Origin of the sequence: Brevibacterium sp. (assembly GCF_031179145.1) — a bacterium.
Taxonomy (GTDB): domain Bacteria; phylum Actinomycetota; class Actinomycetes; order Actinomycetales; family Brevibacteriaceae; genus Brevibacterium.
In genome coordinates this window covers 71,467-98,028 of record NZ_JAPSIB010000015.1, presented here as the reverse complement: position 1 = coordinate 98,028, position 26,562 = coordinate 71,467, and the positions used below count along the sequence as shown (strand labels likewise).

At 66.1% G+C, this 26,562-nt stretch carries 24 protein-coding genes and 1 tRNA gene; 10 read left to right on the top strand and 15 right to left on the bottom strand.

Annotation, left to right across the window (positions count from 1 at the left end; translation table 11 throughout):
• Positions 1-93 precede the first annotated feature (93 nt).
• From RIT73_RS12030 to RIT73_RS12010, 5 genes are all read right to left on the bottom strand, one after another.
• Positions 94-825, bottom strand: coding sequence for a hypothetical protein (locus RIT73_RS12030; RefSeq protein WP_309132318.1), 732 nt, complete (start codon positions 823-825; stop codon positions 94-96).
• A gap of 102 nt (positions 826-927) precedes the next feature.
• A complete protein-coding gene (locus RIT73_RS12025) occupies positions 928-2,562 on the bottom strand; it encodes a long-chain-fatty-acid--CoA ligase (RefSeq protein WP_309132317.1) in 1,635 nt (544 codons plus the stop codon).
• 146 nt (positions 2,563-2,708) lie between these two features.
• Positions 2,709-3,461, bottom strand: coding sequence for an enoyl-CoA hydratase-related protein (locus tag RIT73_RS12020; RefSeq protein ID WP_309132316.1), 753 nt, complete (start codon positions 3,459-3,461; stop codon positions 2,709-2,711).
• Between the two features lie 217 nt (positions 3,462-3,678).
• On the bottom strand, positions 3,679-4,908 hold the full coding sequence (locus RIT73_RS12015) for a PLP-dependent aspartate aminotransferase family protein (RefSeq protein WP_309132315.1): 1,230 nt from the start codon (positions 4,906-4,908) through the stop codon (positions 3,679-3,681).
• Between the two features lie 42 nt (positions 4,909-4,950).
• Positions 4,951-5,850, bottom strand: coding sequence for a LysR family transcriptional regulator (locus RIT73_RS12010; protein WP_309132314.1), 900 nt, complete (start codon positions 5,848-5,850; stop codon positions 4,951-4,953).
• A gap of 104 nt (positions 5,851-5,954) precedes the next feature.
• On the opposite strand from RIT73_RS12010, the gene RIT73_RS12005 reads away from it, so the two are divergent.
• On the top strand, positions 5,955-7,064 hold the full coding sequence (locus RIT73_RS12005; protein ID WP_309132313.1) for a putative sulfate exporter family transporter: 1,110 nt from the start codon (positions 5,955-5,957) through the stop codon (positions 7,062-7,064).
• 100 nt (positions 7,065-7,164) lie between these two features.
• Positions 7,165-8,598 carry an SLC13 family permease gene (locus RIT73_RS12000; protein WP_309132312.1) on the top strand — a complete coding sequence of 478 codons (1,434 nt, stop codon included), beginning with the start codon at positions 7,165-7,167 and terminating at the stop codon, positions 8,596-8,598.
• Between the two features lie 34 nt (positions 8,599-8,632).
• On the opposite strand, the gene RIT73_RS11995 is transcribed toward RIT73_RS12000, so the two are convergent.
• Positions 8,633-9,220 carry a GNAT family N-acetyltransferase gene (locus RIT73_RS11995; RefSeq protein WP_309132311.1) on the bottom strand — a complete coding sequence of 196 codons (588 nt, stop codon included), beginning with the start codon at positions 9,218-9,220 and terminating at the stop codon, positions 8,633-8,635.
• Positions 9,221-9,409: 189 nt separating this feature from the next.
• On the opposite strand from RIT73_RS11995, the gene RIT73_RS11990 reads away from it, so the two are divergent.
• Positions 9,410-9,748 (top strand): GNAT family N-acetyltransferase, encoded by a 339-nt coding sequence (locus RIT73_RS11990; protein WP_309132310.1) that lies wholly within the window; start codon positions 9,410-9,412, stop codon positions 9,746-9,748.
• Here the strand turns inward: RIT73_RS11990 and RIT73_RS11985 are convergent.
• Positions 9,699-10,238, bottom strand: a complete 540-nt coding sequence (locus RIT73_RS11985) for a DUF2306 domain-containing protein (RefSeq protein WP_309132309.1) — start codon at positions 10,236-10,238, stop codon at positions 9,699-9,701. The two genes, RIT73_RS11990 and RIT73_RS11985, sit on opposite strands and share 50 nt — an antisense overlap.
• Before the next feature lie 121 nt (positions 10,239-10,359).
• On the opposite strand from RIT73_RS11985, the gene RIT73_RS11980 reads away from it, so the two are divergent.
• Together RIT73_RS11980 and RIT73_RS11975 are read left to right on the top strand one after the other, a co-directional pair.
• The gene (locus tag RIT73_RS11980; RefSeq protein ID WP_309132308.1) at positions 10,360-11,091 is read left to right on the top strand and encodes a MerR family transcriptional regulator; all 732 of its coding nucleotides are present in this window, start codon (positions 10,360-10,362) and stop codon (positions 11,089-11,091) included.
• A 106-nt stretch (positions 11,092-11,197) separates the two neighbouring features.
• A complete protein-coding gene (locus RIT73_RS11975; RefSeq protein WP_309132307.1) occupies positions 11,198-12,655 on the top strand; it encodes an NAD-dependent succinate-semialdehyde dehydrogenase in 1,458 nt (485 codons plus the stop codon).
• Positions 12,656-12,828: 173 nt separating this feature from the next.
• Here the strand turns inward: RIT73_RS11975 and RIT73_RS11970 are convergent, their stop codons facing one another.
• The 3 genes from RIT73_RS11970 to galU all read right to left on the bottom strand — a co-directional run bounded on the left by RIT73_RS11970 (position 12,829) and on the right by galU (position 16,720).
• On the bottom strand, positions 12,829-15,117 hold the full coding sequence (locus RIT73_RS11970) for a hypothetical protein (RefSeq protein WP_309132306.1): 2,289 nt from the start codon (positions 15,115-15,117) through the stop codon (positions 12,829-12,831).
• Between the two features lie 78 nt (positions 15,118-15,195).
• Positions 15,196-15,789 carry a GNAT family protein gene (locus RIT73_RS11965; protein WP_309132305.1) on the bottom strand — a complete coding sequence of 198 codons (594 nt, stop codon included), beginning with the start codon at positions 15,787-15,789 and terminating at the stop codon, positions 15,196-15,198.
• Positions 15,790-15,817: 28 nt separating this feature from the next.
• Entirely contained in the window at positions 15,818-16,720 is a 903-nt protein-coding gene (galU, locus tag RIT73_RS11960; protein ID WP_309132304.1) for a UTP--glucose-1-phosphate uridylyltransferase GalU, read from the bottom strand.
• Positions 16,721-16,766: 46 nt separating this feature from the next.
• On the opposite strand from galU, the gene RIT73_RS11955 reads away from it, so the two are divergent.
• From RIT73_RS11955 to mscL, 4 genes are all read left to right on the top strand, one after another.
• Positions 16,767-17,438, top strand: coding sequence for a 5-formyltetrahydrofolate cyclo-ligase (locus RIT73_RS11955; protein WP_309132303.1), 672 nt, complete (start codon positions 16,767-16,769; stop codon positions 17,436-17,438).
• Between the two features lie 200 nt (positions 17,439-17,638).
• Positions 17,639-17,914, top strand: coding sequence for an FmdB family zinc ribbon protein (locus tag RIT73_RS11950; protein WP_309132302.1), 276 nt, complete (start codon positions 17,639-17,641; stop codon positions 17,912-17,914).
• Between the two features lie 147 nt (positions 17,915-18,061).
• Positions 18,062-18,685: an SAF domain-containing protein gene (locus RIT73_RS11945; protein ID WP_309132301.1), complete on the top strand. Its 624-nt coding sequence runs from the start codon at positions 18,062-18,064 to the stop codon at positions 18,683-18,685.
• 246 nt (positions 18,686-18,931) lie between these two features.
• Entirely contained in the window at positions 18,932-19,372 is a 441-nt protein-coding gene (gene mscL, locus RIT73_RS11940; protein ID WP_309132300.1) for a large conductance mechanosensitive channel protein MscL, read from the top strand.
• A gap of 60 nt (positions 19,373-19,432) precedes the next feature.
• On the opposite strand, the gene RIT73_RS11935 is transcribed toward mscL, so the two are convergent.
• Positions 19,433-19,732: a hypothetical protein gene (locus RIT73_RS11935; protein ID WP_309132299.1), complete on the bottom strand. Its 300-nt coding sequence runs from the start codon at positions 19,730-19,732 to the stop codon at positions 19,433-19,435.
• Positions 19,725-24,716 carry a DUF4011 domain-containing protein gene (locus RIT73_RS11930; protein ID WP_309132298.1) on the bottom strand — a complete coding sequence of 1,664 codons (4,992 nt, stop codon included), beginning with the start codon at positions 24,714-24,716 and terminating at the stop codon, positions 19,725-19,727. Before RIT73_RS11930 ends, RIT73_RS11935 begins: the two co-directional genes overlap by 8 nt.
• Before the next feature lie 171 nt (positions 24,717-24,887).
• Between RIT73_RS11930 and RIT73_RS11925 the strand changes: the two genes are divergently transcribed.
• Positions 24,888-24,960, top strand: a tRNA-Arg gene (locus tag RIT73_RS11925).
• A gap of 23 nt (positions 24,961-24,983) precedes the next feature.
• Here RIT73_RS11925 and RIT73_RS11920 read toward each other — a convergent pair.
• The 3 genes from RIT73_RS11920 to RIT73_RS11910 are packed head-to-tail and all read right to left on the bottom strand — an operon-like array spanning position 24,984 to position 26,543.
• Positions 24,984-25,283: a tyrosine-type recombinase/integrase gene (locus RIT73_RS11920; RefSeq protein WP_309132335.1), complete on the bottom strand. Its 300-nt coding sequence runs from the start codon at positions 25,281-25,283 to the stop codon at positions 24,984-24,986.
• Positions 25,284-25,309: 26 nt separating this feature from the next.
• Positions 25,310-26,095, bottom strand: coding sequence for a tyrosine-type recombinase/integrase (locus RIT73_RS11915; protein WP_309132297.1), 786 nt, complete (start codon positions 26,093-26,095; stop codon positions 25,310-25,312).
• Complete coding sequence (locus tag RIT73_RS11910) at positions 26,067-26,543, bottom strand: hypothetical protein (RefSeq protein WP_309132296.1); 477 nt, start codon at positions 26,541-26,543, stop codon at positions 26,067-26,069. Before RIT73_RS11910 ends, RIT73_RS11915 begins: the two co-directional genes overlap by 29 nt.
• Positions 26,544-26,562: the final 19 nt, after the last annotated feature.

Here is a 26,562-nt window from a genome sequence, read left to right as displayed (position 1 = left end):
CTTCGAAGACGAGTGATTCCCGGCTGGGCGAACGACCGCTGGGTGGACGAAGCAATCAGCCTCTCAGCGGCGATAGCGCTCTTGGCCGATTCGTCAGGCAGCGGGTTGACTGCCGCGCGGATCTTCGGGCTGCCGCTTCCTCGCAATCTGCAGCAGGCTCAGATATTCAATGGCAGGATCGTCGTCGAGCTCGCCATAACGGTGAGATCCAGGCAGACTCGACAGCCGACGATCAAGCTCTCGCGATTGAATGCGATCACTCCCGTCGAGTGGTACGGATTGAACGTGGTCTCCGCTGCCGATGTGTTCGTCCACCTGGCTCCGGTTCTGAAGCCGGACGATCTCGTCAAACTCGGCGATGCCATCGTCGGGCGCTGGAGAAGCGGGCCGTTGTGCAGCCTCGGCGACCTTCGAACTCGCATCGATCGCCCATACCTGCGCCACCGAAGGAGCATCGCCGAGGCGCTCGACCTCGTACGCGAGAACGTCGATTCCCCGATGGAAACCTTCCTGCGTCTGTGGCTGAGAAGGGTCGGCCTTCCCGAACCAGTCATCCATCCGGGAGTGCACTGTTCGCTCACCAACCGCATCTACCACCCGGACCTCGGCTATCCCGAGCACAGGCTTGCCATCGAGTATCACGGAGATCACCACCGGGTGTCTCCAGATCAATGGGATGAGGACCTCAACAGACGAAATGCGCTGCAGGCTGAAGGATGGACAGTGATCGAGGTGACCCGACGATCTGATCTGGTCCTCATCGAACAGTCGATCCGCGCGCACCTCGGCCTGCAGCCGCGAATCCTCCCCACAGGCAGCCATCATGGGTGACGGTGGTTCGGCTCCACCGCAACCTGCGTGACGTTCGTTCGGTTTCAGTCGCCCGAATCGGGACGAACATCACACAACTCTTCATGCCCTGCCGGGTCAGGCCTCGGACTCCCAGTTCTGGCGCAGCAGCTTCTTGTCGAGCTTGCCCACCGAGGTGCGCGGCAGTTCGTCGGTGACGATAACCTCGTCGGGCAGCTGCCACTTGGCGAAGCGCTCACCGAGCACCTCGATGATGTCCTCACGGGTCACCTTGGCGCCGTCATCGGGCACGACGTAGGCGACGGGGCGTTCCTGCCACTTCTCGTCGGGAACGCCGATGACGGCGGCCTCCCTGACCTTCGGGCTGTCGAGGATCGCGTTCTCCATGTCGATCGAGGAGATCCACTCGCCGCCGGACTTGATGACGTCCTTGAGCCGGTCGGTGAGCTTGAGGTAGCCGTTGGGGTAGATGACGCCGACGTCGCCCGAGCGCCACCAGCCGTCGAGGAACCGGTCGGCGTTGTCCGGCTGCTGGAAGTAGGACTCGGTGATCCAGGGCCCGCGCATGACGACCTCGCCCATCGACCTGCCGTCGCGGGGCAGCTCCGCCCCGGTGGGGTCGACGACCTTGATCTCGACGCCGATGATCGGCAGACCCTGGAACCGTTTGAAGTCCCAGCGCTCCTCCTCGCTGAGGTCCAGATCGGGCTTGATCCGCCAGTTCGTCGTCGCCAGCGGGGTCGTTTCCGTGGCCCCGTAGCCGTGGATCACCTCGGCGCCGGTGATCTCCTTGAAGCCGCGCATCATCGACAGCGGCGGCTCCGAGGAACCGGAGACCAGACGGACGCCGCGCAGGTCCGGCGGCTGCGGCATCTTCTTCATCATCTCGAGCATCGGGGCGAAGATCGCCGGCGCACCATTGGCCAGGGTGACCTTCTCCGTGATGAAGGCCTGGCCGATGGCAGCGAACTCCTCGGCTGCGAATTTGCCGGGCAAGACGAGCCTGGCGCCCGCGGCGACCGCGTTCTGCGGGAAGCCCCAGGACAGGACGTGGAACATCGGGGTGATGGGCATGACGCAGTCTTCGAAGGTCGCGTTCAGCGCCGCCAGTCCGCCCATCGTGTGGAGGTAGATCGACCGGTGCGAGTAGTAGACGCCTTTCGGCCGGCCAGTCGTGCCTGTCGTGTAGCCCGCGTAGGCGGCGGTCTTCTCATCGACGACGGGCCAGTCGTAGGTCTCGGGCTTGTCGGCGATGAGGTCCTCGTAGAAGACGACGTTGTCCAGGCTCGTCTCGATCTCACCGGTCGGTTTGTCGGTCATGACGATCCAGCCCTTGACGTCGAGCTTCGGGGCGAGCGCCTCGGCGACGGGCAGCAGGGTCTCGTCGACGGCGATCCAGTCGGACTTCGAGTGGCTGACGACGTAGGCGAGGTCCTCGGGTGCCAGGCGCAGGTTGAGCTGGAGCATCGTCGCGGCCAGGCCGGGCACGGCGAAGTAGAGCTCGAAATGGCGGCGCGAATTCCAGTCGAGGACGCCGACCATCGAGCCGGCCCCGATGCCGAGTTCGGTCAGCCCGTGCGCGAGCTGAGCCATGCGCCGGAATTCGTCAGCGTAATTCGATCGGCCCCAGGAGCCGTCGGAGCGGCGATAGACGACTTCGGATTCGCCGAAGACCGTGGCCGCATGTCGGATCAACGAGGTGGTGTTGAGCTGGTAGCTGTCTCCGAGGGTGGAGGGGATTCCGGTGAGCATGGGAACTCCTAGTGACTCGCAGTTTCGGGTGGTAGGTTCAGGTGGCGTTCTGCTGACGTGACTCGCGGTTTCAGGTGGAGGTTTCGGGAGCGATCGGATTGCAGCGCACGCTGCCGGGGTCGGCGACGCGCACGGCCTGGCCAGGGCTATTCGCCGGTGAAGCTCGGCGTGCGCTTCTCGGTGAAGGCGGCGACGCCCTCGTCGAAGTCCTTGGTGCTGCGCAGCGCGTTCTGGCCCTCGACCTCACGGGAGAAGGCCTCGCCCAGGCACGTCAGGGTCGCCTCGTTGATCGCGTGCTTGGTTCGGGCCAGGCCCAAGGGCGCACCCTGGACGAAGGCTTCGGCGACCTCGCGGGCTCGGTTCAGCTGCTCGCCGGGGGCGACGACTTCGCTGGCCAGTCCCCACTCGAGCGCCTGCGCGGCCCATACCTTCTGTGCGGTCAGCGCCATCTGCATCGCCCGATGCCGACCCGCCGAGGCGGCCACCAGGGCTGTGGCCCCGCCGTCGGGCATGAGGCCGATCTTCGCGAAGGCGAGCATGAGATACGACTGCTCGCTCATCACGACGCAGTCACACGCGAGCGCCAGCGAACACCCGATGCCCGCGGCCGGTCCGGAGACAGCGGCGACGGTCGGGACCGGCAGGTCGATGAGGGAGCGGATGATCCCATTGGCCTCGGAGAGGTCCAGGCCCTTCGTGGATTCGAGCAGGTCAGCGCCCGAGCTGAACGCGCGGTCGTTGCCGGTGAGGATCACGGCGCGGGCCGATGCTGCCGCCTCGGCGACAGCCTCTCCGATGGCGCGAAAGGCTTCGGCCGTCAGGGAGTTGAGGGTCTCGGGCCGGTTGATGGTGACGGTGAGGATCCCATCGCGCAGGTCGGTGAGAATGCTGGACGTCAATGCGACTCCTTCGTGAACGCTCAGGCGGGACGATTTCCACCTTAACGCACGATAAGTTGATCTGGGTCACATCGTTTCGACGACTTCTCCCGTGGCCTCAGCCCGCCGATCTCAGCCCGCCGATCTCAGCCCGCCGGCCTCAGCCCGCCGATCTCAGCCCGATGATCTCAGCCGCTCCTGCCGCTCCCTGCGGCCCCAGCCGCGCTCGGTCCCGATTTCAACCCTCGATGGCGGCCTTGAGGTCATTCCACAGGTCGTCGACATGCTCGATGCCCACGCTCAACCGCAGCAGCCCCTCGGGGACCGATTCCGGCTCCGAGGCGTGCCGACGTCTGCGCTCGATGAGGGACTCCACCCCGCCCAGGGAGGTCGCGGGCGTCCACAGGTCCACCGCCTCGGCGATGGCGGTCGCCTTCTGCGCATCGTCGACGCAGAAGGCGACGATCGCCCCGAAGCCGTTCATCTGCTCGGCGGCGCGCGCATGGCCGGGGTCGTCGGCCAGTCCCGGGTAGCGGACCTCGGCCACGTCGGGGTGCGCGTTCAGACGCGCCGCGATCTCCGCGGCGTTGGACTGCGCGCGGTCCATCCGCACCGACAGGGTGCGCAGGCCGCGCAGAGCCAGCCACACCTCGAAGGGGCCGGCGATCGCGCCGCGGATCGCGCGATCGGCAAGCAGCCGCGCATGGAGGTTCTCATCGCTGGTCACTGCGGCGCCGAGGACGACGTCGGAGTGCCCGGCCAGGTACTTCGTCACCGAGTGGACGACGATGTCGGCCCCGTGGTCGAGCGGGGTCTGCAGCAGCGGAGTGGCGAAGGTGTTGTCGACGACGCCGAGGATCCCCCGCTCCCGCGCGGCAGACAGGAGGCCGGGCACGTCGGCGACCTCGAGCATCGGGTTGGTCGGGGATTCGATCCACAGCATCGCCGAGGCGGTGGTGGAGTCATCTGCACTGCCCGCCGAGGCGGCCGCCAGGTCCGGGGCATCCGCGGCTTTCGAGCGCGCGGCGGCCGGAGTGCTGCGCACCTCATCGAGGGCGGCGATGACCGAGTCGGTGTCGTCGATGTCGACGGTGACGAGAGCGAATTCGCAGCGCTCGGCAAGCTCCTCGGCGGCCTGGAGGGAACCCTGATAGCTGTGGCGCGGCATCAGCAGGGTTCCTCCGCGCGGGATGAGGCTGAGCACCGAGGCGATCGCAGCCAGCCCGGAGCCGTAGACGAGGCCGGGCAGCTTCGCGTGCTCGAGTTCGGCCAGCGCCTCTTCGAACGGTTCCCAGGACGGGGTCCCGAACCGTCCGTAGGCGTACTTCGCGTCGCCGATGTCGCCGCTGCCGATGAATGTCGAGGACAGCACGATGGGCGGATTCACCGCCGCACCCTGACTGCGGTCGGGGCGAGCGGCGTCGACGAGCACGGTTTCGGGAGCGTAGGAGGGTTCACGCGAAGTCATGGGGACAATATAGACCCCGGTTCTGCGCTTCGCGATGCGATCTCAGCTTCCGGCGCTGACGATGTGTTCGAGCAGCGTCCGCGCTCCCGGCGTCAGCCGCCGCTCCGGTGACCACAGGGCATGCAGCACCCGGCCGAGTCGGACTTCGGGACCGACCGGCAGGGCCACCAGCCGCCCTGCCCGGATCTCATCGCGCAGCGCCAGCTCGGAGAGCACGATCGGAGCCACCGCGGTGGACGCAGCGATCTTCAGTGCCGAGTTCGATCCATACTCCCCTGCGATCCGGGGACCGCCGACCTCGACGAGCGCGGCGTCGATGACTTCTCTCGTCCCCGATCCGAGCTCGCGGACGAGCAGGGGAACTTCCGCGAGTTCGGCCGCAGCGATCGGCTCGGTCCATGCTCCGGCGAAGTGCGGGGCTGCGGCGATGAGCAGTCTGTCGCGGCCGATCACCTCGGCGCGGAGCCCTTCGGGCAGGGTCAGCGATTCGACCAGCCCGAAGTCGCACCGGCGCTCAAGGACTGCGGCGATGACAGCGGCCGAATTCTCCACGGTGAGTCCGACCTCGATGTCCGGGCGCTGGGCGTGCAGTGTCACGAGGTGCGCGGGCAGCAGGTATTCGGCCACCGTCAATGAGGCGCGGATGCGGACCGTTCCGGCTCGGGCGTCCTGGATGGCACGGGCGCCGGCGTTGAGATTGGAGTAGGCCTCGATCACCTCGGCGGCCCAGCCGGCGACGGCCCTGCCTTCGAAGGTGAGCTCGGAACCACGGGGGGAGCGCTTGAGCAGGGGGACCTTGAGGTCGCGTTCGAGATTGCGCAGACTGCGGGAGGCATTGGGCTGCGCCAGGCCGACCTCGGCTGCCGCCTGGCCGATCGACTGCGCGTTCGAGTTCAACGCCACGAGCAGTCCGAGGGCCTGCAGTTCGGGCCATTCCTGCATTCTCCGCATGTCATGCACACCCCTATCCTGTCATATCAGGCTCATATGGGTTGCTGCGGAACTGACGTCTACCGGCGAATCGCGTCACGGTCCAGACTGAAGGCATGCAGCATCCCCGCGGAGTCCATGCACTCCGAGCGCATCCCCTCCGGCTCCTGCCGGGCCTTGGCCTCGCGGCGGCGGCCACCGTCGTCGCCGCGGCGGCCTCGGGCTTCGTGCCCGTCCTCTCCCCTCTCCTGGTCGCGATCGTCCTCGGCGTCGTCGTCGGAAACGTCGTGCCCCACCTGCCCGAATGCTTCCTTCCCGGCCTCGACTTCGCGGCCAAACCGCTGCTGCGGGTGGGCATCGCGGCTCTCGGGGCGCAGGTGCTGCTGGGTGACATCCTCGACCTCGGCTGGCAGGTCCTCGTGCTCGCCGCTGTGGTCGTGGCGACCGGAATCCTCGTCAGCCTTGCCAGCGCGCGCCTGTTCCGGGTCGAGTCGGGTCTGGCGCTGCTCATCGGCTGCGGGTTCGGCATCTGCGGCGCCGCCGCGGTGGCCGGGGTGGAGTCGACGCTGAGGTCGAAGAAGGAGGACGTGGCCGCGGCGGTCGGTCTCGTCGTGCTCTTCGGCACCCTGATGATCGCCCTGGTCCCGGGTCTGAGTTCAGCCTTCGGCCTGCCGGAGGCCACGGCCGGGATGTGGGGCGGCGCCGCGACTCACGAAGTGGCGCAGGTCGTGGCGATCGGCGGGATCCTCGGTCCCACCGCCCTCGAAGTCGCCGTCCTCGTCAAGCTCTCCCGGGTCATCATGCTCGCCCCGACCGTGACGGTCCTCGGCCTCGCGATGCGCCGCGCCGAGGTGCGCGCCCGGGCAGCTGTGCCGCCGGCCGGTGAGGTCTCGCAGACAGCGGCCACCACCTCGGCGAGGGAGGTCCCCACAAGCGAATCCACCACCTCGGCGACGGAAGGCACACGTCCGCCGATCGTGCCGGTGTTCGTCCTCGGATTCCTGCTCCTCGCCGGACTGCGCACGTTCGGGCTGCTGCCCGACATCGCCGTCACCGGCCTCGGCTGGGTGCAGACTGTGTGCCTGGCGATGGCGATGTTCGCTCTCGGCCGCGGAGTCCAGTGGCGCTCCCTGCGCAGCATGGGGGCGGGCCCGGCGGGGCTCGCCGGCTTCACGACGCTCGTCATCGCACTCGTCGGCCTGGGTGGTGCCCTGCTTCTGACCTGAGCTCCGCCCGTTCGGGTCTGGGGAATCCGCTCAGCTGGTAATGTTCCTCAGCGGTACCTCAGCGCTGTCACAGCGATCAACCAGACAACCCGAGGAAGTCATGTTCGAACAGATTCTTGCTTTGGGGATCTTCATCGCCCTCTTCGCCATCGGCGCGATCCGCGGAGTGCACATCGGCGTGCTCATGCTCGTCGGCGCCGCCGGCACCGGGCTGCTCCTGACCGATATGGCCGTCGACGACATCATCGCCGAGTTCCCCCTGTCCATCATGGTGCTGCTCGCCGGCGTCACCTACTTCTTCGCCATCGCGCAGGAGAACGGCACCGTCGACAGGATCATCGACTGGGCGCTGGAGAAGGTCGGATCCTCGGCGGTCCTGCTGCCCGCCGTCTTCTTCCTCATCACCGCCGGCATCGCGTCGATGGGCGCTCCCCTCGCGGGCCTGGTCATGATGCCCGTGGGCATGCAGGTCGCCCGCAAGTACGGAGTCGACTACGCCCTGATGGGGCTCGCCATCTGCTTCGCCATCGGCGCCGGAGGCTTCGCCCCCACCAGCCTCTACGGCATCGTCACCTACAGCACGGCCCACGACGCGGGCATCGATCTGTCGCCGTTCCTGCTCTTCGGCATCGCCGTCGGCGTCTACCTCGTCATGCTCGTCGTCGCCTATTTCATGTTCGGCCGCAGCCTCTTCACGAAGAAGTCAGCGGCGAACGCCAGAACCTCCGCCGAGGTGGGCGCCGAGGCAGGCGCTGGGGAAACGGCGGCAGGTGCCGTCGGCGGCTCGGGCGCCGGCCTGCGGAGTGCCGGGATCTCGCGGGGCTCCGCCTCGGCGACGAAGGTGGCCTTCGGCGAGGACGAGGAGGACGAAGCGCTCTTCGACTCCTCGAACTCGGGTGCTTCGACCGCCTCGGCGCCGTTCTCGTTCGTCCAGATCCTCACCGTGGCGCTCATGGGCGCGCTCATCGGCACGGTCGTCGTGTTGGCGGCACTCGGGCAGGAGCCGGACATCGGCCTGCTGTGCTTCCTCTTCGGCGCGATCCTCGCGCTGGTCGACCCGAAGACCGGCAAGGCGGCGCTGCCCAAGATCGACTGGTCGACCGTGCTGCTCGTGGGCGGCATCATCACCTTCGTCGGCGTGCTCCAGTCCATGGGAGCCGTCGACCTGCTCGGCGAGGGCGCGAAGGCGATCGGCTCGCCGCTCATCGCCGCCTTCGTCCTGTGCATCGTGGGAGGCCTGGTCTCGGCCTTCGCCTCGACGACCGGCATCCTCGCCGCCCTCGTCCCGCTGGCGCTGCCGCTCATCGCGGCCGGCGGAGTGCCGGGCTGGGCCCTCATCGCGGCACTCGGTGTGTGTTCGGCCGTCGTGGACGTCTCCCCGTTCTCGACGCTCGGCGCCACTGTCGTGGCCACCGCGCCCGCCGAGGCGAAGTCGCGCCTGACCACCATCCTCGTCAAGTTCGGCATGTCGATGATCGTCATCGGGCCCGTGGTCCTCGTCGGCGGCCTCGTCCTGCCCGCCATGATGTTCTGAGCCGCGAACCTGAGCTCCTGAGCACCTGAGCCGCCTATCGCAGCGCCTTGACCAACTCGACGAATTCGAGGTCGTCGACCTTCGGCACCCCGAAACGGTCGTCACCGTACGGAAACGGCTCCACCGCTCCGGTCAGCTCGTAGCCGCGGCGGACGTAGTAGGCGATGAGGTCCTCGCGCTTGCTGATCACGGTCATCTTCAGGGAATGCGCGCCCCAGCGCTCGGACACCCACGCCTCGGCGATGCTGAGCAGAGCCGAACCCACCCCTTGTCCCTGCCCGTGCGGGGAGACCGCGAGCACACCGAGGTATGCGACCCCGTCGACAGGTCGGCGCACGTAGACGCTGCCCATCGCTTCCCCATCGCGGGAGCGGACGAGGATGATCGAGGATCCGGTCTCGGCCAGCATCTCGCGCGCCATCCCGGCGTCGAGTCGCTGCCCGTCGAGGAGGTCGGCCTCCGTCGTCCACCCCTGCTTCGACGCCTCTCCCCGATAGGCCGACCCCACGAGCACGACGTAGTCGTCGATGTCGGCATCGGTGAGCTCGGCGACCGCGAATCCCGCTTCCTGCAGGTTCAGCACATGAGCATCAACGAGGGTGGGCTGGCGCTGGGTGGTCATGAGACGAGAACTCCTTCCTGCAGCCGCCGAGGCGACGGCTGAATGAACATGTGCACGAACGGCTGAATGTGCGTGTGCACCAAGGCTAGTGCCACCTCGGCGAACGGAACTATAGTGTCACGTACCAGGACGAACGGTCAGCGTTCCAGTCGCAAAGCACGGCAAGCGCGCTTGCCGGATGGGAGCACCATGGACCTCGAGATCTCTGACGAGACCTACACCATCGCCGAGGATGCCTCCGGCTCACGCTTCACCCTGAGCCACGACGGCACTGTCATCGGCGTCGCCGACTACATCGACCAGTCAACCGGCGTCGACGACTCCGATTCCTCCGCCGCCGCCGGCTCGGTGCGCGTCTTCACCCACACCGAGGTCTCCCCCGAGTTCGGCGGCCGCGGCCTCGCCGCTCACCTCGTCCGATACGCCTTGGAGACCACCGCCGAGGAGGGCATGAAGTTCCGCACCACCTGCTCCTACGTCATGAGTTTCCTCGAGAAGCATCCCGAGTTCGAGGGTTCACGGGCGTAGGCTCCCCCTGCTGTCTCGCGGGCGAAGGCTCCCCCTCTGCCGGCAGGAATCTGAGCACCCAGACCACCCAGCCCGAGATCGCGATGATCGTGCCGCCGACGATGGTCCACAAGGTGGCAGGATCGTTGACCGCGAGCATCGGAATGTCACGGCCGGGAACGAGAGCGGCGAATGCTCCCGCGAAGACTGCGCCCACCCACGAGCCGACCATCATTCCGATGTGCCTGCGGACGTCTCCGCGCCGAATCGCCATGACACCGATGGTGGTGGTACCGAAAGTGAAGATCGCCAAGGCGTGGAAGATCGTGAAACCCCCGGTGAGGGAGTAGATGAACATTCCGCTGACGCAGACGAGGTACATGAGCACGACCCAGGAGCGCCCGATGATCCTGTGCCTGCGGTCCTTGCGGCGGCGGGCGATCTGAATCGGGGCGAGGAGCACCACCCCCGAGGCGGCGATTGCGTGGATGGCGACGATGAGCGCTGACATGCCTTTAAGATAGTCTCACTAACCAAGTGTCACAACGTAGATAGGGGCAACCGCTGCTGCTATCCGAGGCGCCGAGCCTCGCACGAGACGTGCGCGGTCGAGCGCCAGCGAGGTGGGGAACGTGAAGCTCAGTGTTCTGGCGCAGAGGTCTGGAGTCTCGACCGCAAGCATCAAGTACTACATCCACGCGGGGATCCTGCCACCGGGGCGGAAGAAGAACGCGACCACCGCCGTCTACGGAGAGTCCCATCTCGATCGCCTCGCCCTCATCTCCTGGCTCCGCCGGGAATTGGGCATCTCCATCGACGAGATCAGAGCACTGACTCAGGCGATCGACGGTGAGGATGTCGAGGACATCGAGCTCATGGGCAGGTGCCAGAACCTGGCCCTGCGCGCGACCACTTCGCTGCCCGGTCTTCTCACCGGGAGCGGTTGCCCCACGCACACCGACACCCCCGCCACCCATCCAGACACCGCCTCAGCCACGGACTCCGACGCGGACGCGGGCTCGGCGGCACCACCTCGGCGAGATTTCAACGACGATGTGCTCACCGCCCTGACCAAGCTGGATCTCCCCGATGCTTCGGCCACCGCCCGCCACGCCGTGGCCGCGGCCCTGGACGGGCTGACCGCGGCAGGCTACCCCGTCGGGGTGGACACGGTGGTCCGGCACGCCCAGGCGCTCACGGAGATCGCCCGCCGCAACACCAGACCACTGAGCACTGGGCTGAGCCGGGATCAGATCTGCCTCCAGGTGATTCGCGGGGTCACCCTGCACAACCGTCTGCTGGTCGCCACCAGCGCACTCGTCCACGCGTCACTGTCGGCGTCTGCACGCAATCCGCCGAACTGACGGTCTCAGGCGACGAAATCCGTATATCATCGCGCGAGTCTGGCGACTACACTGAACAAGGTTGCGCTCAACCATGCTCTTTTCTACAACCAAGGGAGGATCAGACGTGGACATCACGCCGATCATCGACAAACTCAACACGGGCCTCTTCATCAATGGCCAGTGGCGTGACGCCGAGGGCGGAAAGACCATCGAGGTCGTGAATCCGGCCACCGGTGACCTCATCACCACCGTTGCCGATGGATCCGCAGCCGACGCCGAAGAGGCCATCAAGGCCGCCGGCGACGCACAGGCAGACTGGGCGGCCACCGCTCCCCGCGAACGCGCCGAGATCCTGCGCCGCGCCTTCGATCTCCTCATCGAACGCGCTGACGACATCGCCGCCGTGATGACCGCCGAGATGGGCAAGCCCTTCGCCGAGTCCAAGGGCGAGGTTGTCTACGGCGCCGAGTTCTTCCGCTGGTTCTCCGAGGAAGCCGTTCGCGTGGGCGGCGACTACACTCAGTCGACCGATGGCAAGACCCGCATCATGGTCTCCCGCGAACCGGTCGGACCCTGCATCCTCATCACCCCGTGGAACTTCCCCTTGGCGATGGGCACCCGCAAGATCGGTCCCGCGATCGCCGCCGGCTGCACCATGGTGTTCAAGCCCGCCAAGCTCACCCCGCTGACCTCGCTCATGCTCGTCGACGTGCTCAAGGAAGCCGGTCTGCCGGCCGGAGTGCTCAACGTCGTCACCTCCGATTCCGCCCGCCGCGTGGTCACCCCGTGGATGGAGTCGGGCATCGCCCGCAAGATCACGTTCACCGGCTCCACCGAGGTGGGCATCGGACTGCTCAAGCAGGCGGCCGACAACGTCATGAAGACCTCGATGGAGCTCGGCGGCAACGCCCCGTTCGTCGTCTGTGAGGACGCCGACATCGACAAGGCCGTCACCGGCGCGGTGCTGGCGAAGATGCGCAACGGCGGGGAGGCTTGCACCGCGGCCAACCGACTGTTCGTGCACTCCTCGGTCGCCGAGGAGTTCTCGCAGAAACTCGCTGAGAAGATCGGTTCGATGAAGGTCGGCAACGGCCTCGACGAGGGCACCGAAGTCGGCCCGCTGGTCGATCAGGACTCGCTCGACAAGGTGGAAGCACTCGTCAATGATGCCGTGACCAAGGGCGCCACGGTGCTCACCGGTGGCAAGAAGATCGACGGAGCAGGGTTCTTCTTCGACCCGACCGTCATCACCGACGTCCCGCAGGACTCCGAGATCCGCACCACTGAGATCTTCGGCCCCGTGGCTCCGATCGTCACCTTCGACACCGATGAAGAGGCCCTCGCGCTGGCCAACGAGACCGAATACGGTCTGGCCGGTTACCTGTTCAGCGAGAACATCGAGCGTGCGCTCTCGCTGGCCGAGAAGCTCGAAGTCGGCATGATCGGTCTCAACACCGGTCTCGTCTCGAATCCTGCCGCACCATTCGGCGGCGTGAAGATGTCAGGCCTCGGCCGTGAAGGCGGTCGTGTGGGCATCGACGAGTTCCTCGAGATCAAGTACGTGGCGACCCCGCGCTCCTGATCATGTGACTCATGATCACGGGACTCATGATCATGTGACGCATGATCACGGGAGAGGAGAACCGCCCCGGCGACTGGAAACAGTCACCGGGGCGGTTCTTCATTCACGAGGTGGAAACCGCACGAGCTCGGCTGCCGCACGAGCGCCGGCAATGGACCGGCCGGCAGAGTGCCTCAGGCGCGGCGACGAGCGAGGACGTCGTTGACGGCGCCGAGGTCGGCGGCCTTCGAGGTGCGGATCGCGGTGCGACCGTGGCCCAGCGGTCCCTCTTCCCGAGCCGAGTCGCTGAGCTCGGGCCGGTAGCCCAACTCTGCGGCGAACTGCGCCGCAATGTCCTCGCGGCTGCGGGACTCGATCTCATAGGAGGCGACGTCGGCTCTGGTCGCTGCCGGAATCGGGTGTTCGACCTCGGGAGCAGTGACGTAGCCCGGGACGGGCAGTGGGGTCGGTGACCAGGCATCGCGAGCCTTGAGCCGTTGCGTGAACGGGTCGCTGACCGTCCGGGCTTTCCCGGTCGAGGCATCGGCAGCGGTCTTGCCTGCGTCGTCTGCAGTCTGCTCGACAGCGAGCTTCTGGTCGGCGTCGCGCTTCTCTGTTCCTGCAGCCGACTTGGCTGCGACGGTGGCATCGGTCGCAGTCCTGCTCCTCGCGTCGCCAGCGGTTGCGTCCGCTTCCGAGTCTGTCGTGAACACGGGTGCCTCCGAGTCAGTCGTGAACACGGGTGATTCCGAGCCGGTCGTGATCACGGACATCGCCGTGGCACCAGCAGTCGGAGCGGCGTTCGTATCTGCGGAAGCGTCACTCGGGGTTCGGCTCCCGGTTCCGGAGTCCGCGCGGGCAGCGTCTGCCGCCTTCGCAGGTGTCGGGGTCGAGGTTGCGACGGGCTTCTCGGGCTTGTCCTCGGTCTTCTCGGGCTTGTCTTCGGTCTTCTCGGGCTTGTCTTCGGTCTTCTCAGGCTTGTCTTCGGTCTTCTCAGGCTTGTCTTCGGTCTTCTCAGGCTTGTCTTCGACAGCAGGGATCGGACCGGTCAGCAGCACCTGTCGAGTGGAGTGACCGGCAGCCGCTTCGCTGCGGATGTGCACGATCGGGATCTCGCCGGTGGTGGCTTCTTCGCGAGCACGCTTCGCCGAGGCGTTGCGCTCGATGACCGCGCGCGCCTGCGTCGCCTTGGTCGAGGCGCCGGTTGCCGCCGCCTTCGTCGAACCGCTGGGCTGTGCCGGCTTCGCCGCTGTTGCCTGCGACGCACCCGTGCTGGTCGCCGCCGTTGCCCGAGGTGCCGCGCCGGTGCCCCTGGCTGCCTTCGGTGCAGTCACCGTCGACGCAGTCGTCTTCGGTGCAGAGGTCTTGACTGCAGTCGCCTGGGATCCGATCGTCGTCGGCCTCGGCGGCGTCCTGTCAGTGGCTGCCGGGCTGCTTGCCGATATCCTGTCGAGTTCGCGCAGCTGCTTCTTGATCTCCCACTTGCGCAGGTTGAGGGTGCGCACGATGACGAGCGAGACGACGCTCAGCCCGGCGAACACCCCGATGAGCGCGGGATGGACGACCGCGAAGATCGTCAGCACGCCGGTCACCAGAATGCCGAGCAGGGAGACGAGGAGCACCAGAGCGAATCCCCGGATCATCGTCCCGAGCGCGCTCATCGACTCCTGCAGGGTCGTTTTGTTCTCAGTCATCGAAAGGTCCTCATCGGCGCCGAAGTTTCGCTTGGAAGTCTGCAGGTCCCGCCCCGTGTGGGACGGCGCCCCCGCGCTGGAGATCTCTCCCGGATTGCCACTGCCGCGGCTGCCCCGGTGCAGTGGGATCGCTCCCCCACCGAGGCGGTCGCTGCCACTCAGCCCTGCTCGGTCAGCGCCTGCGCTGGCCGGCCCTGCACCGGTCGTCCTCTCCCCCGGCCCAGCGAGATGTGCCGCGGGTCCCGGCCGGTCGGGGCTTGACTGCCCTGGACCCGACTGGGTGAACACGGCGTGGACCGCAGGGTGGAGCCGGTGCACATTGCTCGGCCGGCTCGCGGTCGCCTGCTGGGCACTGTCCGTGCCGTGACCGACGTCGACGAGGTAGGCCGGTCGCGCCTGCCCGACTGCCAGCGGCAGCGACTGCCGCTGGGATTCGGGTTCGTGGCGCGGCTGCGGGGTCACCTCGGCGAGGGTCTGCCCGGCGTGACCGTCGATGACGGACAGCTCCGGGGCCGGGGCCGAGAGCCGCAGCTGCGGACGATCGGCCAGTGGTTCGACAACGGCACGCGGCACGGCCGGTTCAACGGTCGTGTCGGCGTGGAAGACTCGAGCGCGCGCGGTGTGATCTCTGCACGGATTCTGCAGATCGGCGTCGATGACTCGTGCCTCATCCGGGACCCTGTCGATGTCGACACGGGAAAGCTCGGTCGCGGAGCGGCGGATCATTGTGGGCACAGCAACGACGAAGACCACGACTATGGCGATGACGACGATGATGCTGGTGTCCACACTGCAACCCTAGAGCGGAGTCCGGGACAAGGTCGTGAAGGAGTGAGGTGTGTCGGTCAAACTGCCGACGAGTTTTGCTCACATGTCCTGACCGTGGCGGTAAGCGGAGAGGACCCCATGCGGGACGTCCTCGGCGACGAGGGCGAACGTGCGGTGATCGCACCACTGACCGTCGATGTGCATGTACTTCTCACGCAGTCCCTCGTCGCGAAATCCGAGTTTGTCGACGACCCGCAGACTGGCGGCGTTCTCCGGTCGAATGTTGATCTCGATCCGGTGGAGGCCGACGGCGAAGAAGCAGTGGTCGCTGGCCATGGCGACCGCGGTGGGCACAATCGATCGACCTGCCACGCGCGAATCGATCCAGTAGCCGATCTGCCCGCTGAGGATCGATCCCCACTGGATGCCCGACACGGTCAGCTGGCCGCGGAAGACCCCGCCGACCTCGATCGCGAACGGCAGGGACTGCCCCCGCTTGGCCTGCTTCTCGTGCATGCGAACCATCGCCCGGAACCCCGGCAGCTCATGCCCCGGGGTCGGCAGCGTCGCGTCCCAGGGCCTGAGCCAGTCCCGGTTGAAACGTCGCACCTCATGCCAGGCGTCCTCGTCACGCTTGTGCAGGGGGCGCAGCGCGATGTCGGAGCGCTGATCAGTCAGGATGACCGGCCACATGATCTGCCTCAGCCTCGGCTCTGGGCGGTCAGTCGATCCTCGCCACGTAGTCCTTGAGCCAGGCCTTGAGATCGCTGCCGAGATCATCCCGGTCGCAGGCGATCTGGACGACGGCCTTGAGGTAGTCGAGCTTGTCGCCGGTGTCGTACCGAGCACCCTTGAAGATGACGCCGTAGACTCCGTTGCTGCCGTCCCTGCCCGTCAGGGTCTGCAGCGCGTCGGTGAGCTGGATCTCGTTGCCGCGACCCGGTCCCGTGGTCTCGAGGACGTCGAAGATCTCCGGAGCGAGGACGTAGCGCCCGATGATCGCCAGGTTCGACGGAGCTTCGTCCGCGGAGGGCTTCTCCACCAGGCCGGTGATCTTGACGACCTCGTCGTCGTCGGTCGCTTCCACCGCTGCGCAGCCGTAGAGATGGATCGACTCCGAGGGCACTTCCATCAGTGCGACGACGCTGCCGCCGGTCTCTTCGGCCACTTCGATCATCTTCGGCAGGATCGGGCTGCGCTCGTCGATGAGGTCGTCGCCGAGCAGAACCGCGAACGGTTCGTTCCCCACATGCTGGCGCCCCTTGAGCACCGCATGGCCCAGACCTTTGGGGTCGCCCTGGCGCACGTAATGGATGTCGGCGAGTTCGGATGCGTGCCTGACAGCGGCGAGCTTCTTGTCGTCGCCCTTCTTCGCCAGAGCTGTTTCGAGGCCATCGACCTTGTCGAAATGGTCCTCCAGCGGCCGCTTGTTGCGGCCGGTGATCATCAGGACGTCCTGCAGGCCCGCGCTGACGACTTCCTCAACCACGTACTGGATGGCTGGTTTGTCGACTACAGGAAGCATTTCCTTCGGCGTCGCCTTCGTCGCGGGGAGGAAGCGGGTCCCGAGACCGGCCACCGGGATCACAGCTTTGCGCACACGGCGCGTCGTTCCATCACTCATGCAGTTCATCTTAACCACACGAGGTGCGACAACTAAGCTTGAGGACGTGCAGAGAAACAATTCCAAAGAAGAGCTGCGGTCCCGGATTCGCAGCCGACGAGCCGCCCGTGCGGAATCGATGCCCGACGTCGCCGAGGCGGCCTGGACGGCCGCTTCCACCATCCAGTCCCGGCCGAGCCCGTCCCGATCGGCGCCCCGGGCAGAAGCGATGCCCGCGCCGGATCTGTCCGGCTCCTCGATGCTCGCCTACGCCGCCCTGCGCGGCGAGCCGAACCTCGACTCCTGCATCGACCGGTTCCTCGCGGCAGGAGGCCGGGTGTACCTGCCCGTTGTCACCGAGGTCGGCCGACCGCTGGTGTTCGGTGAGGTGCGGGAGTCGATCCGGACCCTGCAGCCGAAGGGCCGGTGGGGCATCCGAGAGCCGGAGCCTCAGTTGAGTGCGGCGGAACTGATGTCTGCCGAGGTGGGCCTTGGCCTCGTGTTCGTCCCTGCCCTCGGGTTCGGTGAGGGCGGAGCCCGCCTCGGCAACGGCGGTGGTTTCTATGACCGCACGTTCGGCCCCATGGGAGAAGTTCCGCTTGCCGATTCGGCCCACCAGACCGCGATCTTCGGGGTCTGCTTCGACGAGGAGATCGGTCTCGATGGTCTGCACGTCGAACCGTGGGACCTGCGGATCACTAGGGCGGTGACGGAGGCAGGGCTTCACTCTTTCCAGTAGCGGCTCAAAGCATTCCGCACCCGAAATAAGGACGCACTCGTCCGCGTTAACCTGTGGAAGGAAGTGCCGCACGGCGTACAGCGGTGACCGACGCACAGCGCTGCCCGCCCACAGAGCTTCGATTGCCAGGCCCCTGACCCGGGCACTCGCTGTCGCCAGCCGCGGTGCACTATAATCTTTTCGTCGAAGAAAGGTTTCAAATGCCCGTCTACTCCTATGCCTGCAAGAGCTGTGGTCACGCTTTTGATATTCACCAAGACTTCAGCGATGATTCTCTGACGATCTGCCCGGAATGCCAGGGCCGCCTGAAGAAGGTCTTCGGCACTGTGGGAGTCAGCTTCAAGGGTTCCGGCTTCTACGCCACTGATTCCCGTTCGGGCTCGACGAGCACCTCGACTGCAGCATCGAAGAGCAGCGCAAAGGAATCCTCCGCGGCCCCGTCGGCACCGGCGGCCGCCGCTCCCGCCGCCAGCTGAGAGACATCCCTCGGCGTTCACTCGTGCGCGAACCGCGTGTGGACAGCCCTCGACTCATGCTTCAACCGCCTGTGGATGAAAACGGTTCATCCACAGGCGGTTTGTCGACTCTTGCTCGGGCGGCTCGGTCTCGGGCAGTCTCGGGAGATGCGAATCGTGCAGCGAGTCCGAGAACTCTCGATGCTGAGAACAACGCGAATCCGACCCCAGCGGATCATCGCGGCCCTGTGCTTCGCCTTCGCCTGCGCGCTTGTGGTCTGGGCGCTGACTCCGTCTCAGGGCGGAACTCCAGTGGTCGTGGCGAACAGGAACCTGCCTCCCGGTGCCCAGCTGCGCGAACAGGACCTGGTGGTCGTCGACTTCCCGACTGCACTCGTCCCGGACCAGACCTTCACGTCGGTTGACGACGCCGCAGACAAGCGCACTTCTGCGGGACTGTCGAAGGGTTCTCCGGTGACCCGGTCGACCCTCCTCGATGAGCAGGCACTGCCGGCTGGGAGCAGTGACCTTATCATGCCGGTGCGCCTCGTCGACGATGCGGCGGCCAGTCTGCTCCAACCTGGACAGCGGATCCGCCTCTTCAGCTCCTTGCCCGAAGGCGGTTCAGAGGTCGTCGCCGACGAGGTGACGATCGCACGGGTCATCGTGAAGCAGGATGGCATCGCCGTCGATTCAGGACAGATCGTGTCGGTGATCCTGTCGTCGGAGGATGCCGGACGGATCGCGGAATTCACTGGTCTGCCCATCAGCTTTGCCATCCTCCCGCGCTGAGAGCCTGCACTGCCCTCCCGCGCTGAGAGCCTGCACTGCCCTCCCGCGCTGAGGACCTTCGCCGACCTCCCGTGTTGCGCTGCCGGCCCTTCGCCGCCCTCCCGTGCTGCGCTGCCCGCCTTTCGCCGACCACCCGTGTCGCGGACTGCCCGCTGTGTACCATATGAAGGTATTCCCACAGACCCATGAGCAACGTCGTCTCCCGCACTGTCATGGGTGATCCACACTGCCGAAAGGGTACTTCACATGTTCAAGGGCTTCAGGGACTTCATTCTGCAAGGAAACGTCGTCGAGCTCGCCACTGCTGTGATCATCGGTGGAGCGTTCACCGCGATCGTCTCCGCCTTCTCCGACAAGGTCATCAATCCGCTGATCGCCGCATTCGGCAGCACCGAAGGACCAGCCCTGTCCTTCCAGATCAACCCGAACGTCCCGGAGTCCACGATCGATCTCGGCGCCGTTATCACCGCCGTCATCAACTTCCTCATCGTCGCGGCCATCGTCTACTTCATCATCATCGTGCCGATGAACAAGCTCAACGATCTGCGCAAGCGCGGTGCCCCGGAAGAGGTCGTTCCCCCGACCGCCGAGGATCTCCTCACCGACATCCGTGAGATCCTGCGGACCCAGACGGCCGGCAGCACCAGTTCGAACGACTACGGCGACTCGAACAACCCCCGCCACTGACACCGTCGCCGCACGGCAGACGCACCTGCTCAGCAGCTCGATCGAAGCCGCCGCACTGGACTACCAGTGCGGCGGTTTCTGCGACCGATAGTCATCGGCGCTGAAACCGCTGTGACCGGAGTAGGACTCATTGCGCAGCGTCGCTCGATAGTCGCGCAGGATCTTCTCCAGATGCGCCTTCTTCTGCGCGGCCTCGTCGTCGATCCGCACCTTCTTCTGCCCGGACTCGTCGTCGGCCTCGTCGTCGATCCGCGCCTTCTCGGGCTCTGCCCCGGCGTCCCCTGAGACCGACGACGATTCGCGCTTCTCGGGCTCTTCCGCCTCCGCAGGTCCCGTGGGGTCGACATCCTCGTCAGGCACTGCTGCCTGAGCTCCGCTGGGCCGCACCCTCTGACTCCGCTTCCGCGTACTCTTCAACGGTCTCGGTCTCTCGGGTCTCGACGGCTGCGGACTTCTCGATCAGTCCGGCGTCCTCGAGCTCCTCGGCCCGGATCTTTCCCGTGTCGAAGGTCGGGATGATCTCCCCCTCCACGGGACTGTGGTGCGACGATTCCGGGATCAGCACCTCGGCGCCGGTGACTCTCTTGGCTTGGGCATGCCGCTTCCGGTACCGATCCACGGCTGCCTGCAGTCGGGAATCCCCACGCTGCGAGTTGCCCTTCTGTGCGAGCGCGGTGCGCAGCAGCTCTTTGATCTCGGCGTCGTTGCGCACGACGGAGTCTGACTGGATCCAGTCGATCATCGCGTCGAGGCCCGATTCGGAGTACTTGTGCATGGGCAGACCTGGCACCAGCTTCGGCCGGCTGCCGGTGCGTCCGACGACCACGGATGCCGCGCGAGCGGCGTTGAGGATCGCCTGCGGACTCATCTTCTCCACGGCGCTGCGCCAGACCTCGTAGATCTTCTCCGTCTCGGTCTGCGGATCGACGAACGCATCGGTCGACCACACGCGCATGAACCGCCACCCGCGGCGCTCGAGCTGCTCGGGCAGCACCCGGTCGCGTTGGCGAATGCTGCGCACCGACGCATACTGGGGGCCGTCGCCGGAGACGGCGATGATCATGCCGTGCTCGTCCTCGGCCGAGTTCGCGACAGCGAGATCGATCCCGTTGTAATGCTCGTGGGCGACCACGCCCAACTGCAGCAGCCGGGAGGCGATGTCGTTGAACAGCGGGTCGTAGATCTCCCCATGCGGCCCCGGCTGGCTCACACCACCGGCCGCGATCTCCTCGAGCAGACGCGGCAGCAGCTTCGCCCCACCGGTGAGCTTGGTCGGATCGAAGTCCTCGGCCTCGATGCTCGAGACGACGGTCAGACGCTTCCGCGCCCGGGTCATCGTGGCCGCGAGGATCCGCTCTCCGTCGGGTCCCGACAGAGGGCCGAGGTCGTGGATGACGCGACCATGGACGGTCCGACCGTAGCCGAGGGTGAAGATCACCGCGTCTCGTGACATTCCCTGCACGCGTTCGCAGTCGGTGACGATGAACGGCTCTTTGCTCGAGTCGCTGAAGAATGCGGCGACGTACGGGAGGTCCTTCATCGCCCGGGAGATCGCGGTTGCCACGCGCTGGGCGTGATGCTGGGTCAGCGCGACGACGGCCAGTGACTCCCGGGAACGGGTCCTGGCGTGCCGGAGGACGAGTTCGACGACCCGCTTGACCTCCGCATCGGGGCTTTCGACCCGGTTGGTGCCGATGTCGGTCGGTCCTCTGCCGTCGGCGACATAGGAGAACTCGAGACCCGACCCCTCACCCGTGTGAGCCGTGGGCAGCGTCGTGATCGTCGAACCGTAGAAGTGCCGGTTGGCGAGATCGATGAGGCCCACCGGGGACAGCCGGTAGGAGTTCGACAGCCGCATGCGCGGCAGGAACTCGCCGAGGCGGTCCTGCACAGAGTTCGGGTGCTCGCCCTCGTCCGGTCCCCAGCGGTCGACGGCGACGGTGAAGGGGCGCGGTCCGAGCAGGCGGGAGTCCCCCAGGGCGATGACCTGGCGGGCCCGGGTGAGCGCGGGAACGACGTCGGGGATCGACAGTCGGCCGGCGTCGGCGATGATGACCGCGTCGAAGAGCGGCAGTGCGGAGAACAGCTGGGGAACCGTGAAGGGACTGGCCATCCACACCGGGGCCAGCGTGGTCAGCAGGTCGGGACCCTTCGTCGACATCGTCTGCACGGAGGTGTGCGGCGAGAGCAGCTCCTGCTTGATGACGCCGGCGGCGATCGGGTCTGTCTCGATCCCGTGCTTCCATGCCTGTGAGTGGTTGTAGCGCAGACGCTGGGCACCGGCGGCGACGAAGGCGCGGTCGTTCTCGCGGAAGCCCTCGGCCACCTGGTGCAGTGCGGCGCCGTCGTGGCGACCGACTTGGGGATCCTCGGTCGCCATGGTCTGCAGCACCGACGCCCAGTAGGCGAGGTCGAACTCCGGACCGACCAGTGCCGGGTCGACCTTCCGCTTGCGCAGGTCGGTCATCAGCTCGGAGAGGCCTTCGGCCGCGAGCTCACGCTGGAGACGAGAGCGTTCGGGCAGTTCGGCGAGGTTGTCCGTGTCGGCACCCATCGCCTCGCACCTGGCCTGCAGCTCCTCGATGAGCATCGAACCGAGGTCGCCCCCGTCCGGAGTGGTCTCCAAGACGGGCGAGATCTTCACGATGTCGGCTTCGATCCCCTGCAGGATCTCATCGGCTTCGAGAACACCGCGGGGCACCTGCGGACGGCCGTCGTGTCCGGCGAGGTCGGCGAGGATCTTCCGCTGCTCGCGCACATCGATGAGAGCGGTGTGGAGGTCCGGGACGTCGGCGCCGGGGCGGAGGAACTCCTTCGCCGACTTCTTCAGACGCTTGCGTTGGAGCATGCCCATCTCCACGCCCACCTCGGCGCGGTATTCGGCTGAGCCCGTCGCGGCGATGAGATCGTCGAGGCGGTGGTCGTAGACGTCGGGGGCGAAGTTGTCGAGTGTCGTGCGCACGCGCAGCATCACCTTGATCGCTCGCGACCAGTCGTCGAGGTTGCGGCGGGGGTTGAGCTTCGCCTTCGCGAGGACCGGTTCCACCGCCTCCACGAGGTCGGGGATCGTGCGCCCGAGACGCTCGGCAATGGTGCGGGCGGCCTCGGCCTCTTCGACGGATTTGAGATCGGCGCCGAACCACACCGTGTCCTCCACGTCGAGGGTGAAGGCGCCGAGAGCGGACAGCTCCCCGAGTTTGTCCCGCAGCGCATTGCGCCGGTCCTCACTGGCGCAGAGGATGTCCTCGCCGAAGCGCACCGAGGTCTGCGGAGCAAGGTCTCCCGAGGTCAGCTCCGCCAGGTGCTGCATCGTCTCGTAGACGGACACGTCCCAGGGCTTGCGCCTACGGTGCAGGGAGGTCACGTGCTCGGCCAGCGTCTCCCGCTGTTCGTTGAGCTCGGTCAGCAGTTGGGAGAGGTTGGGCCGCTCGGCCTTCTCGGCCGAGGCGATGAGTCCGATGAGCTGCTTCTTGATGTGGTCCACACCTTCGCGGGTGTCGACCGCGAAATCACTGAGCCCGACCTCGCCGAGGCGGCTCGAGAAGTCATCGAGTGCATCGGAGTTCTGCGCGAGGAACAGGACACTCTTGCCCGTGTGGGCGAGGGTCGTGGCGACGGCGACGGCGACCTGGGTGGCACCAGTGCCAGGAGGTGTGTCGACGACGACGGAGCGCCCGGAGACGGCGGCGTCGACGACGGCCTGCTGATCACCGTCGACGTCGATGACGAGGAACTCCTCCTGTGGCTTGCGATCCGGCAGGGGGGTGACGGGTTCCTGGAGAGCGGCCGGCACTACCTCGTCGTCGGCTTCGGGTGCTCCGGCTGGAGAGGGGGCGTCAGCGGTGCTTGCGTCGTCGGATCCGACGGGGGCCGTGGTCTCGGAGTCAGCTGTGGCGGCCCGGTCTGCGGACGCCGCGGTGGTAGCGGAGTCGTCTGCGGCGGCCGGTTCTGAGGATGCTCCGGTGGTCGTGGAATCATCTGCGGTCGCGGGGTCGCCTGCGGTCGTGAGGCCAGCCGACCCGCCGTCGGGCTCGGTTCCTGACGATGCCGCGGACTGCGAGGCTGTCGACTTCGAATCGTCGGACGTCTCGTCGACGCCCATCGAATCGCTGGTCTTCTTCCCGTCCTGCTGACGGTCGATCTCGTGCAGAGTGTCGATGCGAACGGTCGGTTCTGCGTACTCGTCCTCATCCGTCCTCGAGGCGCCCCGGCCCTGCTCGGTTGAAGGACCCTGCTCGGTTGACAGGCCCTGCTCGGTTGACAGGCCCTGACGGGACGGAGAGGCGTTCTCAGAAGACGAACTTTCGCCGGCTGATGCGGTGGTCGAAGCCTTGTCGGTCGGCGCGTCCTCGACCGAGGTGTTCTCGACCGGTGCCTCGTCGGTGCCCTCAGCTCGCGTCGTGGTCATCGATACGGCCTTGCCCTGTGCTGAATCCGACTTCGACTCAGCATCCGACTTCGGCGCAGCAGACTTCGCCACAATGCCCGAATTCGACTCAGCGGACTTCGCCACAATGTCCGACTTCGACTCAGCGGACTTCGACTCGGTGCTCGGCTGAGCCTCAGCGGTCGACTTCTTCCCGACCGCGGCTGTCCGCGTATACGACGACCCGCCCAGGGATCTGCGGACCTCCTCGTCGCCGGCCAGGGCCCGCAGCACCGGATGCTGGGTGGGCAGATAGTCCGAGGTGAACGGGGTTGCGATGTTCGCGAATGTCGACACGACGAAGCGGTGGTTGATCCGCAGTCCGGGGACGGGTTGGGCGAGGTCGCGCAGTCGGTCGAGAGCCGGTCCGGGATCGAAACCGTGCGGACCGCCGGTGGCGTCGACCCATTCAGCTACCGGGACCTCGAGGTCGTACACCTCGGCGAGGTGGTGCACCAGCGCCGGGTTGATCGTGATCTCGTTGCCGAGGACGATCTCGAAATCCTCGACCCGAGATCCGCGGGGCACCAGCGTGATGTGGCGCATGACCACAGGAGCATTGAATTTGTACTTGGAGTCTTTCTCTGTCCAAGAGGCGAAGCCGATCGCCAGATGGGCCGTGCGGATTCCGCGCTCGTTGTCGAGCTGCTCGGCCTTCGACCGGATCGACCGTGCACGACGCCGCGCGTCGGCGAGGATCTCGTGGTCGCGGACCAGGCTGGACAGGCGAGTCGCCCGACCGGCGAGCAGCTGCGCCAGGCCGGAGGGGTGTGCTCCGGAGAGATCGATGCTGCCGTCGCGAGAGTCCCGGAAATGGAGCATGGTGTCGCGACCGCCGAGGTGGGCGGCCTGCTCTTTCCACTCAGCGAAGACTTCGCTGAGCTCTGGGTACTGATCGTCTACAACGGAATCTGGCACAGTTCGACCCTAACGAGAATCGTCTCCGAATGGGTGCTGGCGCACCGTGGAACATCGTGGTTTCTTCTACGCTACACTGGGTGGTCGTGGTTCTAAATCCGCGCGGCGCAGCTGTCGAGCGAACCCGGTGCCGGGCATCGGAACCACATCAGGTCGATGAACGACCGGACTGCCCCCGTAGCTCAGGGGATAGAGCACCGCTCTCCTAAAGCGGGTGTCGCGCGTTCGAATCGCGCCGGGGGCGCAGTTCTCACCAGGGAAAACGCTTCAACCCAGAGTCTCGATCTTCCGGTTCGCGTAAAAATCGCGTAAACCAGTTTCAGTCCTCATCGAATCCAGCCTCTCGGCCACCTCGTCAAGGTCGTCTTCGAACAGTGCGCTGTACACGTCGAGGGTGACCGTGGCCGACGAGTGTCCGAGCATCCTCTGCACCGAGAGCACAGACGCTCCGGCACTGATTGCCATGCTCGCTGCCGTGTGCCGCAGACCGTGCGGCGCGAGGTTGGGGAGGCCGATGTTCTCGGCGGCGGCATCGAACCACCGGCCACGTTCGTTCCGGTTTCGCAGCGGCCCACCTCGCGCCGAGGTGAAGATCAGGTCCGCGCTGCCTGCACCCTGACATGCGCGGCGATTTTCTCTACAAGGAACTTCGGGATGGGCACGGAACGAATTTCGTGGTCCTTCGGCGGCTTGACGATCGTCTTCCCGTTGTCGTCTACGATGGTCTGCTCGACGTTGAAGCGTCGGCGCAGCGGGTCGAAGTCTTGCACCCTCAGCCCTGCCAGCTCACCCCATCGGAGACCGCAGTAGGCGAGCGTGTAGACGCTGAGAGCTTGCCGGTCATCGACCGTTGCAGCGGCTAGTTCTTCGACTTGTTCGGCGGTGAGGAAGATCTTCGCTTTCGGTGTCGGCCTCGGGAACTTCACACCCTGGCAAGGGTTGCTGTAGACGCGCCGGTCACGGACGGCGGCGTCGAAGCTGGCAGAGATGATGTTGATGATCTTCTTCGCGGAGCGCACTGACTGTCCGGATTCGATCAGTTCCTTCGCCCCCCGCGCAACATCGGCGTGCTCGACCTCCGACAAGGCCACTGACGACCATTTCGGGGAGATGTGGGTGTTGATGATCCCCTGGGTTCGGTTCCTCGTGGTGATGCCGATATCCGATCGGGCGTCGAGGTTCTGCTGCACCCGTGTGGGCACGTCGACGGCTCCGCGTTCGGCGGCAATGTAGGAGTCTTCGGCAATGGTGGTTTGAACCTCGTGGAGGAACTTCTGAGCGTCGACTTTGCGGCGGAATGTCTTCGCTCGGTGCTTACGGTCGGGGTCTTTGTAGCGGACCTGCCAGCGGCTACTCGGAGTCTTCTGGATGCTCGCCATTTCGCCCCTCGTACATCGCCTTAAGCTCTCTCGCCGGAATCTCCATCGCCTTATCCACGTCATCGGCCAAGCCTGTCAATACCGCCATGAGCGCCGATATCGAATGATGAGTTTCATACAACGGGCCTGTGTCAGCCAAGTTCACATGATCCTCGATCAATTGCTTCACCTCCGCCAATGTTGAACCTAAAGAGTCTCGGGCCTCTTCAAACTTGACGACCGCACTCACTGCCTCGCGCAGCTTTGATTCGTATTGGCGGCGAAGAGCATCCTCGTCAGCCTCTGGGCCTCGGATTGCCGCATCGAAATCAAGCGCAAGAATGTCCGCCACGGCTACGGCTTCGTTCAGCCTCAGGGGCCGCTCCCCCGACTCAACGCGTTGGACCATCTGCTGCCGAAATTGGAGGCCGCGACGCTGAAGCTCCTTGGCCATTGCGGTCTGGGACACTCCCATCCGCTCTCGCTTG